General features: G+C 70.4%; 13 protein-coding genes, 4 pseudogenes and 1 riboswitch. Of the genes and pseudogenes, 10 read left to right on the forward strand and 7 right to left on the reverse strand.

What is annotated here, in order from left to right; all coding sequences use genetic code 11:
• Positions 1 to 37 precede the first annotated feature (37 nt).
• Positions 38 to 124, reverse strand: a riboswitch (Fluoride riboswitch).
• Positions 125 to 268: 144 nt separating this feature from the next.
• From arfB to ACRQ5B_RS15050, 4 genes and pseudogenes are all read left to right on the forward strand, one after another.
• Positions 269 to 690, forward strand: a pseudogene (arfB, locus tag ACRQ5B_RS15035) (alternative ribosome rescue aminoacyl-tRNA hydrolase ArfB).
• A 171-nt stretch (positions 691 to 861) separates the two neighbouring features.
• A complete protein-coding gene (locus tag ACRQ5B_RS15040; RefSeq protein WP_432395218.1) occupies positions 862 to 1956 on the forward strand; it encodes an alkaline phosphatase family protein in 1095 nt (364 codons plus the stop codon).
• Positions 1953 to 2939 (forward strand): alkaline phosphatase family protein, encoded by a 987-nt coding sequence (locus ACRQ5B_RS15045; RefSeq protein ID WP_432395221.1) that lies wholly within the window; start codon positions 1953 to 1955, stop codon positions 2937 to 2939. Before ACRQ5B_RS15040 ends, ACRQ5B_RS15045 begins: the two co-directional genes overlap by 4 nt.
• Positions 2936 to 3640: an alkaline phosphatase family protein gene (locus ACRQ5B_RS15050; RefSeq protein ID WP_432398781.1), complete on the forward strand. Its 705-nt coding sequence runs from the start codon at positions 2936 to 2938 to the stop codon at positions 3638 to 3640. Before ACRQ5B_RS15045 ends, ACRQ5B_RS15050 begins: the two co-directional genes overlap by 4 nt.
• 47 nt (positions 3641 to 3687) lie before the next feature.
• Here the strand turns inward: ACRQ5B_RS15050 and ACRQ5B_RS15055 are convergent, their stop codons facing one another.
• Positions 3688 to 4926: an AI-2E family transporter gene (locus ACRQ5B_RS15055; RefSeq protein ID WP_432395224.1), complete on the reverse strand. Its 1239-nt coding sequence runs from the start codon at positions 4924 to 4926 to the stop codon at positions 3688 to 3690.
• A 161-nt stretch (positions 4927 to 5087) separates the two neighbouring features.
• Here ACRQ5B_RS15055 and ligD point away from each other — a divergent pair, with 161 nt between their 5' ends.
• Positions 5088 to 6317 carry a non-homologous end-joining DNA ligase gene (gene ligD, locus ACRQ5B_RS15060; RefSeq protein ID WP_412882836.1) on the forward strand — a complete coding sequence of 410 codons (1230 nt, stop codon included), beginning with the start codon at positions 5088 to 5090 and terminating at the stop codon, positions 6315 to 6317.
• On the opposite strand, the gene ACRQ5B_RS15065 is transcribed toward ligD, so the two are convergent.
• Together ACRQ5B_RS15065 and ACRQ5B_RS15070 are read right to left on the reverse strand one after the other, a co-directional pair.
• Complete coding sequence (locus ACRQ5B_RS15065) at positions 6290 to 6784, reverse strand: NAD-binding protein (RefSeq protein ID WP_432398782.1); 495 nt, start codon at positions 6782 to 6784, stop codon at positions 6290 to 6292. The two genes, ligD and ACRQ5B_RS15065, sit on opposite strands and share 28 nt — an antisense overlap.
• A 12-nt stretch (positions 6785 to 6796) precedes the next feature.
• Positions 6797 to 7236: pseudogene (locus ACRQ5B_RS15070) on the reverse strand (NAD(P)-dependent oxidoreductase); the annotation flags it as partial.
• 106 nt (positions 7237 to 7342) lie between these two features.
• On the opposite strand from ACRQ5B_RS15070, the gene ACRQ5B_RS15075 reads away from it, so the two are divergent.
• Positions 7343 to 8167, forward strand: a complete 825-nt coding sequence (locus ACRQ5B_RS15075) for an isocitrate lyase/PEP mutase family protein (RefSeq protein WP_432395231.1) — start codon at positions 7343 to 7345, stop codon at positions 8165 to 8167.
• A 25-nt stretch (positions 8168 to 8192) separates the two neighbouring features.
• Here ACRQ5B_RS15075 and ACRQ5B_RS15080 read toward each other — a convergent pair.
• The 4 genes and pseudogenes from ACRQ5B_RS15080 to ACRQ5B_RS15095 form a co-directional block, all read right to left on the reverse strand.
• Positions 8193 to 8947, reverse strand: a pseudogene (locus ACRQ5B_RS15080) (IclR family transcriptional regulator).
• A 186-nt stretch (positions 8948 to 9133) separates the two neighbouring features.
• Positions 9134 to 10240 carry an FAD-binding oxidoreductase gene (locus tag ACRQ5B_RS15085; protein WP_432398783.1) on the reverse strand — a complete coding sequence of 369 codons (1107 nt, stop codon included), beginning with the start codon at positions 10238 to 10240 and terminating at the stop codon, positions 9134 to 9136.
• Complete coding sequence (locus tag ACRQ5B_RS15090) at positions 10216 to 10515, reverse strand: hypothetical protein (RefSeq protein WP_432395234.1); 300 nt, start codon at positions 10513 to 10515, stop codon at positions 10216 to 10218. The genes ACRQ5B_RS15085 and ACRQ5B_RS15090 overlap by 25 nt, the downstream gene beginning before the upstream one ends.
• A 49-nt stretch (positions 10516 to 10564) precedes the next feature.
• The gene (locus ACRQ5B_RS15095) at positions 10565 to 12349 is read right to left on the reverse strand and encodes an L-lactate permease (RefSeq protein ID WP_412882831.1); all 1785 of its coding nucleotides are present in this window, start codon (positions 12347 to 12349) and stop codon (positions 10565 to 10567) included.
• Positions 12350 to 12662: 313 nt separating this feature from the next.
• Between ACRQ5B_RS15095 and ACRQ5B_RS15100 the strand changes: the two are divergent.
• The 4 genes and pseudogenes from ACRQ5B_RS15100 to ACRQ5B_RS15115 form a co-directional block, all read left to right on the forward strand.
• A pseudogene (locus ACRQ5B_RS15100) lies at positions 12663 to 13301 on the forward strand (malate synthase G); the annotation flags it as partial.
• 241 nt (positions 13302 to 13542) lie between these two features.
• A complete protein-coding gene (locus ACRQ5B_RS15105) occupies positions 13543 to 14847 on the forward strand; it encodes a malate synthase G (RefSeq protein ID WP_432395237.1) in 1305 nt (434 codons plus the stop codon).
• Complete coding sequence (locus ACRQ5B_RS15110) at positions 14844 to 15272, forward strand: GlcG/HbpS family heme-binding protein (RefSeq protein WP_290258002.1); 429 nt, start codon at positions 14844 to 14846, stop codon at positions 15270 to 15272. Before ACRQ5B_RS15105 ends, ACRQ5B_RS15110 begins: the two co-directional genes overlap by 4 nt.
• A 138-nt stretch (positions 15273 to 15410) precedes the next feature.
• Positions 15411 to 16919: an LCP family protein gene (locus ACRQ5B_RS15115; RefSeq protein ID WP_432395241.1), complete on the forward strand. Its 1509-nt coding sequence runs from the start codon at positions 15411 to 15413 to the stop codon at positions 16917 to 16919.
• Positions 16920 to 16925 lie beyond the last annotated feature (6 nt).

Consider the following 16925-nt stretch of genomic DNA (forward strand, 5'->3'; position numbering starts at 1 on the left):
ACGCGGCTGTCAGCACGGGTCACCCACCTTCGTTGGTGCAAAGGCAGGAACCATCAGCCAGGAGGCGGTTCGAACGGGGTGCGGAGTGCAGGCCGTTCCGGCGGGATCCATCGCCGTGTTCAGAGATTACACGCCGCACCCGGCCCCGCGCCACGCCGCACCGCAGGGCGGACGGCCGGTTGAGTAGCCCGACGGCGGCGGGTGCGGCTCCGGGTCGCCCCGTCAATCGTTTCGCCGACGGCCCGCTGTTCTGTGACACGCTGGTGGCATGGACCTGGAGGTGAACCATTCCCTGACAATCCCGGAGTCGGAACTGCGCTGGCGGTTCTCGCGTTCCTCCGGCCCCGGCGGCCAGCACGTGAACACCTCGGACAGCCGGGTGGAACTGTCCTGGGATATCACCGGATCGCCCTCGCTGCGGGAGGACCAGCGGGAGTTGCTGGCGCGCCGGTTGGAAGGCCGGCTGACCGGCGGTGTCCTGACCGTCGCCGCCTCCGAGCGCCGGTCCCAGCTCCGCAACCGGGAGGCCGCCGCGGCCCGTCTGGCGCACCTGGTGGCGGAGGCGCTGGCGCCCGGGCCCGCTGCCCGGCGCAAAACCTCCCCCACGCGCGGCTCCACCCGGCGGCGGCTGGCCGGGAAAAACTGCGCTCCGCGACGAAGCAGCAGCGCCGCCGGCCCACCGCCGAGTAGCCGGGGACGGCCCCGCAATTTTCGGGCCACCGAAATTCATGGGGAACTCACAGACTTAACGCGGGAATGAGGCCCCCGCGGCATGGCACAGTTTTTGAACCGGGTACCCCGCTGCTCCTCCCGCCCGGAGGCGCGGACACGGCGTCCCCGGCAGTCCGAGAGGAGCTGACCGTGACCCTGCTTCCCCACCGGAGCGCGCACCGCCGCACTGCACGGGCCGCCTTCCTCCTCGCCCTGCTCCTTACCGCGGTCACGGCCTGCCAGGGCCCCGCGGCCGCCCCGCAACGGACCGGGACCCCCGGGCACATCTTCGTGATCAACCTCGAGAACAAGGGCTTCGACCGGGTCTGGGACAGCGGCTCCCCGGCCCCGTATCTGTCCGGAACCCTGCGCGCCCAGGGCGTCCTGCTGGACAGCTACTACGGCATCTCCCACAACTCGCTGCCGAACTACCTCGCCCAGATCTCCGGCCAGCCGCCCAACACCAGCACCGAACATGACTGCCACACCTACACGCCGTTCAGCGGCACGGGGCTGGACTCCCAGGGCCAACTGCTGGGCGACGGGTGCCTCTTCCCGGCCGACGTTCCCACCCTCGCCGGCCAACTGGACGCGGCGCACAAGACCTGGCGCGGCTACATGGAGGACATGGCCACCCCGTGCGAGCACCCTGAAACGGGCGCCGTGGACACCCACGTCGCCGCCTCCGCCGGCGACCAGTACGCCACCCGGCACAACCCGTTCGTCTACTTCCGCTCCATCACGGACGGCTCCAGCTGCGGCCGGAACGTCGTCAACTACTCGTCGCTGGCGCATGACCTCACCTCCGCCGCCACCACCCCGAACCTGTCCTACATCACGCCAAACCTCTGCCACGACGGCCACGACAGCCCCTGCGTGGACGGCACCGCGGGCGGCCTCGGCACCGCCGACGCCTGGCTGAAGAGCCAGGTCCCGGCAATCCTCGCCTCCCCCGCCTACCAGCAGGACGGGATGCTGGTGATCACCTTCGACGAGGCCGACGGCGGCGCCGTCGGACCGTCGTCGGGCGTCACCGGCGGCACGGCGGGAGGCAAGGTCGGGGCCCTGGTGCTCTCGCCGTTCACGGTCCCGGGCGCCAGCTCGGACCGGGCGTACAACCACTACAGCCTGCTGGCCAGCATGGAAGACATCTTCGGCCTGCCCCGCCTGGCCGGCGCGGCCGAGCCCGGGGTCAACGCCTTCGGCAGCGACGTCTACCGCTCCGGATCCCAGGGGAAGTCATGAGCCAGCGCATCCTCCGAGGCCGCCTCGGCCGGTTCGGGCGGCGCCGCCTGGTGATCGCCGCCGGCTCGACCGTGGCTCTGCTGGTGCTGGTGGCGGTGCTCGCCGGCGCCGGAATGGGCGGCACCGGGCTGATCGGAAACGTCGTGGGCGGACTTCAACTGCTGCAGACACCGCCCCAGGGCATCGCCAAGATCAAGCACGTGGTGATCATCACCCAGGAGAACCGGTCCTTCGACAGCTACTTCGGCACCTACCCCGGGGCGGACGGGATCCCCATGCAGGACGGGAGGCCGTCGGTCTGCCTGCCCGATCCGGGCCGCGGCGGCTGCATCCGGCCGTACCACAACCCTGAGGTCAACAATGCGGGGGCGCCGCACAGCCACTCCGACGAGCTCGCCGACGTCAACGGCGGCGCGATGGACGGCTTCGTGGCCCAGGCGGAGAAGGGGCTCTCCGGTTGCTCCGCCACGGCAACGGCGTGCCAGTACAACTCCAAGGCCACCGACATCATGGGGTACCACGACGGCAGCGACCTGCCGAACTATTGGGCCTACGCCCAGAACTTCACCCTGCAGGACCACCTCTTCGCCGCGGCATCGGCCTGGAGCCTGCCCGCCCACCTCTACCTCGTCTCGGAATGGTCCGCTAAGTGCAGCAAGGCCGGGGACCCGTCGTCGTGCGTCAACGAACTCCAAAACCCGGAAAGCGGACCCGACCCGGAGATCATCCGCAACACCCTGATCGGCAAGTGCCAGACCGGCCTGGACCTGCAGCCGTGCCAGGATGCGCTCAAGGCGGCCGGGATCAGCCCTGACCTGGCCGCCGAAATCGACCAGCTGATCAGCGCCAGCTGCAAGCCCACCGACTCCTACCCCAGCTGCCAGGCCGCCGTGGACGCCGCCCAGGTCCCGGACGCGCTGAAGAAAAACTCAGCGACGCCGCCAAGAAGCTCGAACTCCCCGATTACGCCTGGACGGACCTGACCTACCTGCTGCACCAGCAGCACGTCCCCTGGGCCTATTACGTTTTCAACGGCACCGAACCGGACTGCCGGGACGACGCCGCGACCTGCGCCCCGGTGAAACAGGACGCCAAGACGCCGGGCCTCTGGAATCCACTGCTGTACTTCGACACGGTGAAGCAGGACGGCGAGCTGGGGAACATCCAGGCTCTGGGGAACTTCTACGACGCCGCCAAGCAGGGCACCCTGCCGGCCGTCAGCTGGGTGGCCCCCACGGACAAGGTCAGCGAGCACGCGCCCAACAGCATCGCCGCCGGCCAGGCCTACGTGGCAGGACTGGTCAACGCCGTCATGTCCGGCCCGGACTGGGACAGCACCGCGATCTTCCTGACCTGGGACGACTGGGGCGGCTTCTACGACCACGTAGCCCCGCCCGTGGCGGACGTGAACGGCTACGGGCTCCGGGTGCCCGGGCTGATCATCAGCCCGTACGCCCGGAAGGGTTACATCGACCACCAGACCGCCAGCCACGACGCCTACATCAAGTTCATCGAGGACGACTTCCTGCACGGCCAGCGCATCGACCCCGCCACCGACGGGCGCCCCGACGGCAGGCCCAGCGTGCGGGAGAACAGCCCCCTGCTGGGCGACCTGACCAAGGCGTTCGACTTCAACCAGGCACCGCAGCCGCCGCTGATCCTCTCGAACGCAGCGACGTACTGACGCGCGTTCGGAGTAGTGTCCCTGAACGGGCCCGCTGGACGGCTGGTCTACTGAACGGCCGCCGCCTGGCCGGGTGACAACTGGCCGGTTGCCCGCTGGTCGACTGCGTCGCGGCCGGTCCAGACCTTGATGATGGTCCAGCCGACGGCGGCCAGCGGCACCGCCAGCAGGGCCCCGATGACCCCGGCGAGCATGGTCCCGGCGGCCAGGGACAGCAGGATTACCAGCCCGTGGATGTTCAGTACCTTGCCCATCAGCAGCGGCTGCAGCACGTGGTGTTCGAGCTGGTTGGCGCCCACCAGCACGGCGAGGACCACGACGGCGGGAACCGGGCCGTTGGAGACCAGGGCTACCAGCACGGCCAGGCTGCCGGCGGCGGTGGCGCCGATGATCGGGATGAATCCGCCGATGAAGACGAAGACCGCCAGGGGCACCGCCAGGGGGACGCCGAGGATCAACAGCGCGACGGCGACAATGGCGGCGTCGATCGCGGCGATCAGCGCTGTCCCCCGCACGTAGCCGCCGAGGACGCGGGTGCTGGCCGCGGCAGCGCGGTGCGCCCGGTCACGGTGCCGGGCCGGGAGGAATCCGAAGAGGAAGCCGCGGATCACGGCGCCGTCCTTGAGGAAGAAGAACAGGATGACGGCCATCAGGACCATGCCCGCGAGGATCTCCCCGCCGGTGCGCAGGCCGGTGAGGGCGTCGGAGCCCAGGTTGCCGCTGCTGAAGAACTTCTGCACCGACTCCTTGGCGTTGGCGAGCTCCTGGTCCGAGACCGGGACCGGCCCGTTATTCAGGAAGGCGTGCAGCTGGTCGATTCCGGCCAGTGCGCGGGTCACCAGCTCCTTGAACTGCATCCGTACCAGGGCGACGACGGCGGTGACCACGCCGCCGAACACGGCCAGGACCGCGACAAAGGAGGTCAGGACCGCCAGGGCCCGCGGCCAGCCGTGGCCGGCGAGCCAGCGCACCAACGGGGAGATGGCGGCGGCCAGGATGACCGCCAGGAGCACCGGAATGACCACGAGCGGCACCAGGGTCAGGACCCGGATCACCACCCACGCCAGGCCCACCAGCAGCAGCACCTGGGCGGCCCGGGTCCCGGCGCGGCCCAGCCCGTCGGACCAGAGGGCCGCCGGGCCCTTCGCGGGCGCGGTGGGCTCCGGCGCCGGATTCCGGGACGGGGTGGCCAACGCCGGCGTAGTCGCCGGCCTCGTGGCGGACGGTCCTGTGGCGGACGGTGCCGTACCCTCCGGGACCGCCGACGGGTTTTCCTGCTCGGACATAGGGAATCCTCCTTCGTCACCGCCGGCGCAGCCCGCGGACCGGGCGCACGTGGTGTCTACCGTTGCTGACTGCGAATTATCCCGGCAGAACCTGATGGCCGGCTGGCAGCCCGCCGCGGCGGCCTCTGGTTGGGGCACGGAAACGTTGCTAGCGTGGCCGCATGAGCCCGTCGAAGACTCCGCCAGAGATCATCACTGCGGCCGGGCACGAGGTGAGCATCTCCAGCCCGGACAAGGTGGTCTTTCCCGGGCCGGGGCTGACCAAGCTGGACCTGGTGCACTATTACCTCGCCGTCGCCGACGGCGCCCTCCGCGGCGCGGCCGGCCGGCCGATGGTCCTCAAGCGGTTCCCCAAGGGCATCGACGCGGAGCCGTTCTTCCAGAAGCGGGTCCCGGAGAACCACCCGGACTTCATCGATACCGCCACCCTGCACTACGCCTCCGGGACCTCCGCGGAGGAGGCCGTGATCCGGGACGCCGCCGGGCTGGCCTGGCTGGTCAACCTCGGCTGCCTCGACCTGAACCCGCACCCCGTCCGGGCCACGGACCTCGAGCACCCGGACGAGCTGCGGATCGACCTGGACCCGATGCCGGGCGTCGGGTGGGAGCAGATCGTCGACACCGCGCTGATCGCCCGGGGCGTGCTCGACGACGTCGGACTGGTGGGATGGCCGAAGACCAGCGGCTCCCGCGGCCTGCACATCCTGGTTCGCATCACGCCGGACTGGTCCTATCCGCAGGTGCGCCTCGCCGCCGAGGCCCTGGCCCGGGAGGTGGAGAACCGGGCCCCGGGCCTGGCAACCGCCCGCTGGTGGAAGGAGGAACGCGGTGAGAGCGTCTTCGTCGACTTCAACCAGAACGCCAAGGACCGCACCGTGGCCTCCGCCTACTCGGTGCGGCCGCTGGCCGACGCCCGGGTGTCAGCGCCGCTGACATGGCAGGAGGTGCCGTCCGCCCGTCCGGAACAGTTCACCGTGCTGACCGTTCCGGACCGGTACGCGAGGGGCGGCGACCCGCATGCGGGCATCGATGAGGCCGCCGGCAGCCTGGCGGCCCTGCTGGATCTGGCCGAGGCGCTGGGCCCTGCGGAGAAGGCGCCGCGAGTCGCCGCAAAGGACGGCTCCGGCCGGCGCCAGTCCGTGATGCCGCTGATCGAGGTGGCGAGGACCAAGACCAAGGCGGAGGCGCTCGCGGCCCTCGAGGTGTGGAAGGCGGGCCATGCCGGGACGGCGGCGGCCCTGCACCCCGCCGACGTCATGGTCGACGGGATGCGCGGCTCCAGCTCGCTCTGGTACCGGGTCCGGATCAACCTCCAGCACATCCCGGAAGACCGGCGGCCGCCGCAGGAAGAACTGCTGGCCGACTACGATCCCTGGGCCGGCAGGTCCTGACGGTTACCGTCAGTCCCCGACCCGCCGTCCGCCGGCGTGCTGGCGTAGTACGCGGCGGCCATGTCCTGCTTGGACCGCCCTTGGGCGGCCACCCGCTCCAGCCGGGCCGCCGCGGCCTCGGTCCCGTCGAGCCGGATACCCTGTTCCTCCGCCGCCGCGAGGATCAGCCGGGCGTCCTTGAGCGAGGTGTCCACGGCAAACGACGCCGGGTCCAGCTTGTCGCCGAGGATGAGGCCGGCCTTGCCCCGCAGGAAGGGCAGGTCCAGTCCGCCGCCCTCAATCAGGTCGAGGAACTGCTGCGGCTCCACCCCGAGCGCCCCGGCCAAGGCCAGGATCTCGCCGGTGGCGTTGGAGGCCGCAATCACCCAGCTGTTGACTACCAGCTTCAGGCGGGTGGCGGTACCGGCGGCGGCATCCTCGCCGGTCCAGGTGGTGCGCGCCCCGATAGCGTCCAGGACCGGCGCCACCGTGTCCCGGACCGTGGGCGCACCGGCGGCGATGACCAGCAACTGGCCGGCCTCGGCGGGTTCGCGGGTGCCGGAGACCGGCGCCTCCACCAGCTCCAGCCCGACCTCCCGGGCAAGCTCAGCCAGCGCACCGGCGTCGTTGACGCCCACCGTGGTGGACTGCACCCAGGCCGTGCCGGGCGTGATGCCGGCGGCTGCCTGCCGGATCACCTCCGTCACCGCAGCGGCGTCGTAGAGCATCGTCAGGACCACGTCGGCCCCCTCGACAGCCTCGGCGGGGTCGCGGCCGCGTGCGCACCGTCCTCGGCCAGGGGGCCGGTCTTGGCCGGGTCACGGTTCCAGACCCGGACGTCGAGGCCGGCGCGGAGCAGGTTGCGGGCCATCGCGGCGCCCATGATGCCCAGGCCGAGCACGGCCACGGTGCGGGTGGTGTTCTTCGTCGTCTCGTTCATGCGGCCATGCTAGCCGCACACCCTGACAGCCGTTGACGGACTCCGGGCGTCGGCGTAGACCCATACCAGGGCCGGGCACCGGCGGGGACAACGGCGGGGAGGACACATGGACACCTTTCGGGAGCTTCACCACGGCGGGTCACCGTTGCTGCTGCCCAACGCGTGGGACGTGGGCTCCGCCGTGGCTTTCCTGGCGGACGGCTACCCGGCGATCGGCACCACCAGCTTCGGCGTCGCGGCCAGCGCCGGGCATCCCGACGGCGGGCGGGCCAGCAAGGCGGCGACGGCGGCGCTGGTGCCGCTGCTGTGCCGGCTGCCGGTGTTAGTGACGGCCGACGTCGAGGACGGCTACTCCACGGATCCCGGCGAGGCGGCCGATTTCGTCGCGGGCCTGGTGGAGGCGGGCGTGGCCGGCATCAACCTGGAGGACAGCCTCGACGGGCACCTTGTGGATCCGGAGGACGCCGCCGCGAAGATCGCCGCCGTCCGGCAGCGCTGCCCCGGCGTGTTCATCAACGCCCGGGTGGACAACCTGTGGTTCAAGGAGGACCCGACCGTGGATGCCGTGCTGGCACGGGCCAGGCGCTATGCCGACGCCGGGGCGGACGGCATCTTCGTCCCGGGGCTTGCGGTCCCGGCCGAGATCGAGGCCATCACCGGGGCCCTGGAGCTGCCGGTGAACGTCCTGCCCCATCCCACGCTGACCGTGGCGGAACTTGGCGGGCTCGGGGTGCGGCGCATCAGTTCCGGGTCACTGCCCTACCGCGCGGCGGTGGACGCCGCCGTCGCGTCGGTCGCGGCCCTGCGGGACGGACGCACCGCCCCGTCAGCCACCCCGTACTGGGACATGCAGCACCGGCTCGAGTCCTACGCCGCGGCGCTCCGACCGCAGGTAGAAGGTCAGACGGAAGGTCGGGACGGTCCGGAGTAGACCCGGGAGCAGACCCGCGAGGGGCCTAGGCGAGGCTCAGTTCCGCCGAGATCGCGGCGGCGGCCTCCTGCAGCAGGGGGACGGCTCGGTCGGCGAACGCCTGATCCACGCGGGAGACCGGGCCGGAAACGGAGATCGCCATCGGCGTCGGGGCGTCGGTCACCGCGGCGGCGAAGCACCGCACCCCGAGTTCCTGTTCCTCCTCGTCGATCGAGTAGCCGCGGCGCCGGATGGTGTCCAGGTCCTGCAGCAGGGTCTCGACGTCGCCGATGCTCTTCGGCGTCGCGGCCGGCATGCCGGTCCGGGAGACGATCGCCCGCACCCGCTCGTCGTCGAGCTGGGCGAGGATCGCCTTGCCGACGCCGGTGGAGTGCAGGTGCGCGCGCCGGCCCACCTCGGTAAACATCCGCATGGAGTGCCGGGAGGGAACCTGGCCGACGTAGACCACCATGTCCCCGTCCAGCATGGCCACGTTGGCGGTCTCACCCAGTCGGTCCACCAGGGGCTTCAGCTGCGGCCGGGCGAGGACACCCAGTTGCTTCGATGCCCCTCGCCCAGCCGGATCAGCCGCGGGCCCAGGGAATACCGTCGGTTGGGCAACTGGCGGACATAGCCCAACGTCACCAGCGTCCGCAGCAACCGGTGGATGGTGGGCAGCGGCAGCTCGGTGGCCGAGGAGAGCTCGCTGAGCATCACCTCTCCCCCGGCGTCGGCGATCAGCTCCAGCAGCTCGAAGACGCGCTCCACCGATTGCACGCCGCCTGCGGCCCGTTCCGCCATGCCACCCCTCCTCCACGGTGCCGGCCGTCGCCGGCCGGCACCTTCTCCGTACTTACGCTGCGTGGACACCCGTCGCGCCGCGTGAACGCACCCGCGGAGCGAAATATCCGCATCGTGAAAGTTTCCGAGGCCCACGATACCGCAGGGCCAGGCGCCCGCCCCCGGAGCCCCCCGTATGGATGTCTCCTAGATGCCCTTGCCCGGGTTGAGGATGCCCAGCGGATCGAAGACGCCCTTGATGGCGTGCTGCAGCCCAAGGGAATCGTTGCCCAGTTCGTCCACCAGCCAGTCGCGCTTGAGCAGTCCCACCCCGTGCTCTCCGGTCAGGGTTCCGCCCAGGCTCCGGGCCAGCTCGAACATCTGCGCCAGCGCGGCCTTCGCCGGGCCCTCGGTGGAGGGCTGTCCCTCGTCCAGGACGATCATCGGGTGCAGGTTCCCGTCGGCGGCGTGCGCCACCGTGAAGATCCGCATGCCGGTGCGGCGGGAGATCTCCTCGATGCCGGTGACCATCTCGGCCAGCCGGCCGCGCGGAACGCCGACGTCGCCAATGCAGACGGTGCCCAGCAGTTCCAGGGACGGGATGGCCTCGCGGCGGGCCCGGAGCAGCTCCGCGGTGTGGTCCGGGTCCGTGGCCTTCTCGTAGGAGGTGGCGAACGGTTCGATCGCCTTGATCAGCACGTCCTGTTCCAGGAACGCGCCGTAGCCGTCGGTCTGGGCGAGCAGGAAGGCTCCGCCCCGGCTGCGGTAGTCGGTGCCGAGGGCGGCGTCGACGGCGGCGAGGGTGGGCCCGTCCATCAGTTCCAGCACCGAGGGCGTGATGCGGGAGGCGATGATCGCCGACGCCGCCTCGGCCGCGGCGACGATGTCCGGGAAGTAGGCGGCCACGGTGGCGGTGGAGACCGGCATGGGCCGCAGTCGCAGCGTCGCCTCCACCACCACGCCCAGGGTGCCCTCGGAGCCGATGAACAGCGCGTTCAGGTCGTAGCCGGTGACGCCCTTGATGGTCTCGCGGCCGGTTTCCAGGATCCGGCCGTCCGGCAACACCACCTTGAGCGCCAGCACGGATTCGCGGGTGACCCCGTACTTGGCGCAGCGCATGCCGCCGGCGTTGGTGGCGATGTTGCCGCCGATCGAGCAGATGGCCGTGCTCGCCGGATCCGGCGCATAGAAGAGGCCGTGCTCGGCCGCGGCGGCGTTGACCTCGGCGTTGAGCACCCCTGGTTCGACGACGATCAGCTGCTCCAGCGGATCGATGCGCAGGATCCGGTTCATCCGCGAGAGGTCCAGGACGATCTCCCCCGCCTGGGCGGAGGAGCCGGCGGCGAGGCCGGTCCCCGCCCCCGGGCGACGACGGGGATCCGGTCCGCCGTCGCCCGGACCATGGTGTCCACCACGTCCTCGACGGCGGTGGCGTACACGACGCCGTCCGGCAGGGACGCAGGCGTGTAGCCGGAGCGGTCCGTATTGACGCTCCGGCGGTCGGCCTCCTCGGTGGAGCCGTTCCGTGCCGCGGCGATCAGGCCGGCGGCGGAACGGATGGCGGTGGTGTCATTGGCGGTGGTGCTCACGGGGACTGCTTTCTATGGGGTGCAGGAGGTGATCGGCGCGGCGGGGTCCCTAGGGGACCATCCAGCCCAGGACCGGGGTGGACTGCAGCAGGACGAGGATGGTGATGAAGGCCAGCAGGCCGAGGCTCCAGCCGAGCAGCTTGCGGAACAGGACACTCTCGGCCCCGTCCAGGCCGACGGCGGCGGAGGCCACCGCGAGGTTCTGGAGGGAGAGCATCTTGCCCAGCACGCCGGCGGAGGAGTTGGACGCGGCCATCAGGACCGGCGAGAGGCCGGTCTGCTGCGCGGCGGTGACCTGGAGCTGGCCGAAGAGCGAGTTGGACGAGGTGTCGGACCCGGTGAGGGCCACGCCGATCCAGCCCAGCAGCGGGGAGAGGAAGGCGAAGAAGCCGCCGGCGGAGGCGAGGGCGAAGCCGAGCGAGTTGGTCTGGCCGGAGACGTTCATGACGAACGCCAGGGCCAGGACGGAGGTCACCGAGACGATCGTCCAGCGCAGCTGGAAGAGGGTGTCGCGGTAGATCCGCAGTCCCTGCAGCGGCTTGAGCCGGTACAGGACCATGGTGATGATGCCGGAGATCAGCAGCAGGGTGCCGGTGGCCTTGAGGTGGTCCAGCTTGAACTTGTGGGCGGAGACCTGGTGGCCGGAGGGGTCGACGGCGTCGATGCCGGGCCAGTCGAAGGTGACGGAGCCGACGGCGGTGAGCCAGTTCTTGACGCCGGGAAGCTGGGCGATGGAGAAGACGGCCATGATGATCAGATACGGGGCCACCGCCATCCACACGTCGCGGGCCGGCGGCCGGGCAACCGTGTCCGTGCCGGTCCCTGCCGCGTCCGATCCGGCGGCGCCGGAGGAGGCTGCGTTAGCCGGAACGGGCTGGCCGTTGCGGCTGACGCCGCCCAGGCCGGAGGAGGTGCCGTAGCCGGTGCGGCCGGTGGCCGTGGCGCCCACCAGCTCGGCTTCGGCGGCGTCGCTGCCCTTGACATTGTGCATGCCGACGATCTCGGCGGGCTGCCAGAAGCGGAGCATCACCAGGACGACCGCCACGGTAGCGATCGCGGCGATCACGTCGGTCAGTTCCACCACCAGGAAGTTCGAGGCCAGGAACTGGGCCACGCCGAAGACGACGCCCGAGACCAGCGCGACGGGCCAGGTCTGGCGCACGCCGCGCTTGCCGTCGACGATGAAGACCAGGATCAGCGGGACCAGGACCGCGACGAACGGGGTCTGCCGGCCGGCCATGGAGCTGAGCTCGTGCAGCGGGATGTTGGTGACGCCGTTGAGTGCGATGATCGGCGCGGCCATGGCCCCGAACGCGACGGGCGCGGTATTGGCCAGCAGCGCGACGATGGCCGACTTCAGCGGCTTCATGCCGGCCGCCATCAGCATGGCGCCGGAGATGGCCACCGGCGCGCCGAAGCCGGCGAGGGCCTCGAGCAGGGCGCCGAAGCAGAACGCCACCAGGATGGCCAGGATCCGCAGGTCGTTGGAGATGGAGCGGATGGTCCGGCCCAGGGCCTCGAACCAGGGGGTGGCCACGGTCAGCTTGTAGACCCACAGCGCGTTGATGAGGATCCAGAGGATCGGGAAGATCGCGTAGAAGGCGCCCTGGGCCGTGGCGCTGAGGACCTGGACAATCGGCATATGCCAGCCCACGATCGCCAGGACAATCGAGAGCAGCAGGCTGGCGATGGCTGCCTTCGGCGCCCTGACCCGGAACACGCCAAGGAGGACGAACAAGAGGAGCAGCGGCAGCGCGGCCACCACGGCGGAAACAGCAAGGGACCCGGCAATCGGGTCTACGACCTGCTGAAACGGCTCAAACCTGGGACTCACAAAAACTCCTTTGTTTTACGAGTGGTGGCGGGCCTCTGACCCGGGCGTCACGGGGTGACAAGAAAGTTTTCCGCATGGCGAAATAAATCTCTTATTGTGTGGATAGACCATATGTGCGATCCACATCACAGTCAACAGCTTGCCGCAGAATGGTCGGACCACCGCCGACGGTCCGCGGACAGGCGTTGACAGCCCGCCGCGGGGCTGGATAGTTTTTACTTATTGATATTTTCTTTCCGCATTACGGAACTGCCGAAGACACCCGCAGGGACACCCGCAATGCACCACAGCAACTGAACGGAGCGTGACCGGAATGTCGAATCACCTGGAGACCAATGGACTCCACGTCGCGGAGGAGCTGTACTCCTTCGTCCGGGACGAGGCGCTGCCCGGCACCGGACTCGACGCCGAGGAGTTCTGGGACGGCGCGGCCGGCCTGATCGCCGAATTCTCCCCGCGTCCGCGAACTCCTCGAGGTCCGTGACCGGCTGCAGCAGCAGATCGACGAGTACCACCGCACGCACGGCGGCGCGGAGATTGATCCCGAGGCGTACGAGGAGTTCCTGCGCTCGATCGGCTACCTGGTGGAGGAACCGGCCGACTTCAGCATCAGCACCGACGGCGTGGACAGCGAGATCGCCAGCGTCTCCGGCCCGCAGCTGGTGGTCCCGCTGCTGAACGCACGGTTCGCCGCCAACGCCGCCAACGCCCGCTGGGGTTCGCTCTACGACGCGCTCTACGGCACCGACGCCATCGACGACGCCGACGGCCGCGGGCACACGGAGGGCTACAACCCCGTCCGCGGCGCCGCCGTCGTCGACTTCGGCCGCCGGCTCCTGGACGAGCACACTCCCCTGGCCTCCGGCTCCCACGCCGACGTCACGGCCTACCGGATCACCGACGGTGCGCTCGCCGCCGAGACCCCCGGGGAAGCACCGGCCTGGCCGATCCCGCCCAGTTCGCCGGCTACCGCGGCAGCGAGGACCAGCCCGAAGCCATCCTGCTGGTCCACCACGGGCTGCACATCGAGATCCAGGTGGACCGCGGGCACCCGATCGGCTCCGGTGATCCGGCCGGCGTCAAGGACATCGTCCTCGAATCGGCACTGACCACCATCATGGACCTCGAGGACTCCGTGGCTGCGGTCGACGGCGGCGACAAGGTTGACGAGTTACCGCAACTGGCTGAAACTGATGCAGGGCACACTCACCGCCGAGGTGTCCAAGGGCGGCCGCAGCTACACCCGCCGGCTGAACGAGGACCGCAGCTACACCGCCCCGGACGGTTCCGAGCTGGTCCTGCCCGGCCGCTCCCTGCTGCTGATCCGCCAGGTGGGCCACCTGATGACCAGCGACGCCGTCCTGGACGCCGACGGGCAGCCCGTCCCCGAGGAGATCCTGGACGCGCTGTTCACCGGACTGGGCTCGGTGCACGACCTGCGTGGCGCCACGGCCGGCCGGAACTCCCGCGCCGGGTCCGCCTACGTGGTCAAGCCCAAGATGCACGGCCCCGAGGAGGTCGCCGTGGCCTGCGCGCTGCTGGCCGGCGCCGAAAAGGTGCTGAAGCTTGAGCCGCTGACCCTGAAGATCGGCATCATGGACGAGGAACGCCGCACCTCGGCCAACCTCAAGGCCTGCATCAACGAGGCCCGGGACCGCGTCGCCTTCATCAACACCGGCTTCCTGGACCGCACCGGCGACGAGATCCACACCTCCATGCTCGCCGGGCCGATGGTCCGCAAGGCGGATATGCGCAACTCCAGCTGGATCAAGGCCTACGAAGAGTCCAACGTGGACACGGGCCTGGCCTGCGGCTTCGCCGGACGCGCACAGATCGGCAAGGGCATGTGGGCCGCCCCGGACAACATGGCGGACATGCTGGCTCAGAAAGCCGGCCACCCGCAGGCCGGCGCGGACTGCGCCTGGGTCCCGTCCCCCACCGCGGCGACGCTGCACGCCATCCACTACCACCAGGTGGACGTCGACGCCCGGCAGGCCGAACTGGCCGGCAAGCGCCGCTCCACCCTGCGCCAGCTGCTCACCATCCCGCTGGGCGAGCCGGCCGGCTGGTCCGCGGAGGACCGCCGGAACGAGCTGGACAACAACATCCAGAGCACCCTGGGCTACGTGGTCCGCTGGGTCAACGACGGTGTGGGCTGCTCCAAGGTTCCCGACATCCACGGCACCGCCCTGATGGAGGACCGCGCCACCTGCCGCATCAGCTCGCAGCACGTGGCCAACTGGCTGCTCCACGGCATCGTGACGCAGGAGGAGGTGGAGGCCTCGCTGCGGCGGATGGCCGCCGTCGTCGACGGGCAGAACGACGGCGACCCCGGCTACCAGCCGATGTCCCCCGCGTTCGACGGCGAGGCCTTCCTCGCCGCCCGCGAACTGGTCCTCGAGGGTGCCGCCCAGCCCTCCGGGTACACCGAACCCGTGCTGCACCGCCGCCGGGCCGCCCACAAGCACGCCAACGACCTCGCAAGGAACGCCTCATGACCCTGACCCTGGACACCGCCCGGACCATCATCGACCAGGCCCTCGCCACGGGCGCCGAGCACGGCTTCAAGCCGCTCACGGTGGTCGTCCTGGACGCCGGCGGCCACGTCACCGCCGCCGCACGCCAGGACGGAGCGTCGAACAACCGCTTCGAGATCGCCCAGGGCAAGGCCTACGGGGCGCTGGCCCTGGGCATGGGCTCCCGTTCGATCATGGCGCGCGCTGAACAGCAGGCGTACTTCATCGCCGCGGCCGCCGCGGCGATCGGCGGCCGGCTGATCCCGGTCCCCGGCGGGGTCCTGATCCGCGACGCGGACGGCGCGCTGCTGGGCGCCGTCGGTATCAGCGGGGACACCTCGGACAACGATGAGACGGCGGCCGCAACCGCCGTCCGGGCGGCCGGCCTGACCGCCCAGGTGGACTGAGAAACCACCCGCTTATTGGCTGCGGCACCGGCGGGGGACTTGATACCCCCGGCCGGTGCCGCTGGCGTTTTCAGGGCAAATCTCCAGCGGCGGCCAGTATCATGGCCGGGTTCGAGAGTCTGTTGAGAGGTTGCTCCATTGCGTCACGAATCGTCCGCCCCGGGCAAGGGGACCCCTGAGCCCTACCCGGGCTACGGCACCCTGGTGGAGGGCAGCAGCAACTACCGGCGGCCCCGCCGGCCGCGCTGGCTCAAGATCACCGGCATCACCGCGGCCGTGCTCCTCGTGGGCGTGATCGCTTTCGGCGGCTACTGGCTCTGGCGGCTCCAGTCCAACATCAGCACCTCGGCGCTCGGCGCCGGCGGTGTCCGCACCGAGGGCCCGGTCAACGACAGCAAGGACCGGCTGCAGATCCTGGTCCTGGGCAGCGACACCCGCAGCGGCAAGAACGGCCAGTACGGCTCGACGGCGGACTCCTCCGGCTACGGACAGTCGGACGTGATGATGCTGCTGGACATCTCGGCGGACAACAACCACGTCAACGTCGTCAGTTTCCCCCGGGACCTGCTGGTGGACGTCCCCGCCTGCAAGGACACCGCCACCAACGAACAGCACGCGGCCCGCTCCGGCGTCATGATCAACTCCGCCATGGCCGAGGCCGGCATCGGCTGCGCGGTGGACACCGTCAACAAGCTCACCGGCATGGAAATCGACCACTTCATGATGGCCGACTTCAACGCCGTGAAGGAACTCTCCAACACGGTCGGCGGCGTCGACGTCTGCGTGGACACCGCCGTCAACGACCCCGACTCCGGCCTGAAGCTGCCCAAGGGCACCTCCCAGGTGCAGGGCGAGCAGGCCCTGGCCTTCCTGCGTACCCGGCACGCCTTCGCCAACGGCGGGGACCTCGGCCGGATCAAGGCCCAGCAGTCCTTCCTGGCCTCCCTGACCCGCAAGCTGAAGGCCGACGGCACGCTCAGCGATCCGCAGAAGGTGCTCAGCATCGCGGACACCATGACCAAGAACCTCACGGTCGACGACGGGCTCGCCTCGGTCCCGACCATGCTGACCCTCGCGAACCGGTTGAAGAACATCGATCCGGCCAAGGTCAACTTCATCACCGCCCCCACCGTCCCGGCCCCGTCGGATCCCAACCGGCTGACGCTGGACGAGCCGGCGGCGGACAACCTCTTCGCCGCCCTCCGCCGCAGCCCTGACCTGTCCCAGCCCGCCCCGGCCTCCGCGGCCCCGGAAACCTCCAGCGCCCCAGCCGCCCCCGCCTACAACAAGGCACTGCAGCCGGTCACCGTGGCCAACGGCACCAACGTCGCCAGCCGGGCCGCCGAGATCGGCACGATCCTCTCCGACGCCGGGTTCACGAAGCTCTCCCGCATACCGGCCGAGGCGCGCCAGCAGACCATGGTCTACTTCGGCGCCGGGTTCGAGGACGTCGCCGCCGACGTTGCGGCGGTGTTCGGCCTGCCGGCCTCCAGCGTGCAGCAGGTCCCCGGGGTGCAGGGCGTCCAGCTCTACGCCGGCGAGGACTTCGCCACCGGTACCAAGCCCGCGGCGCCGCCGTCGCAGGCAGGCGGGGCAGTGTCCCAGACCGGCAGCGACACGACCTGCCAGGCCACCGCCGGCGGGTAGCGGGCG

It is taken from the genome of Pseudarthrobacter sp. L19 (genome assembly GCF_050859435.1).
Lineage (GTDB): Bacteria > Actinomycetota > Actinomycetes > Actinomycetales > Micrococcaceae > Arthrobacter.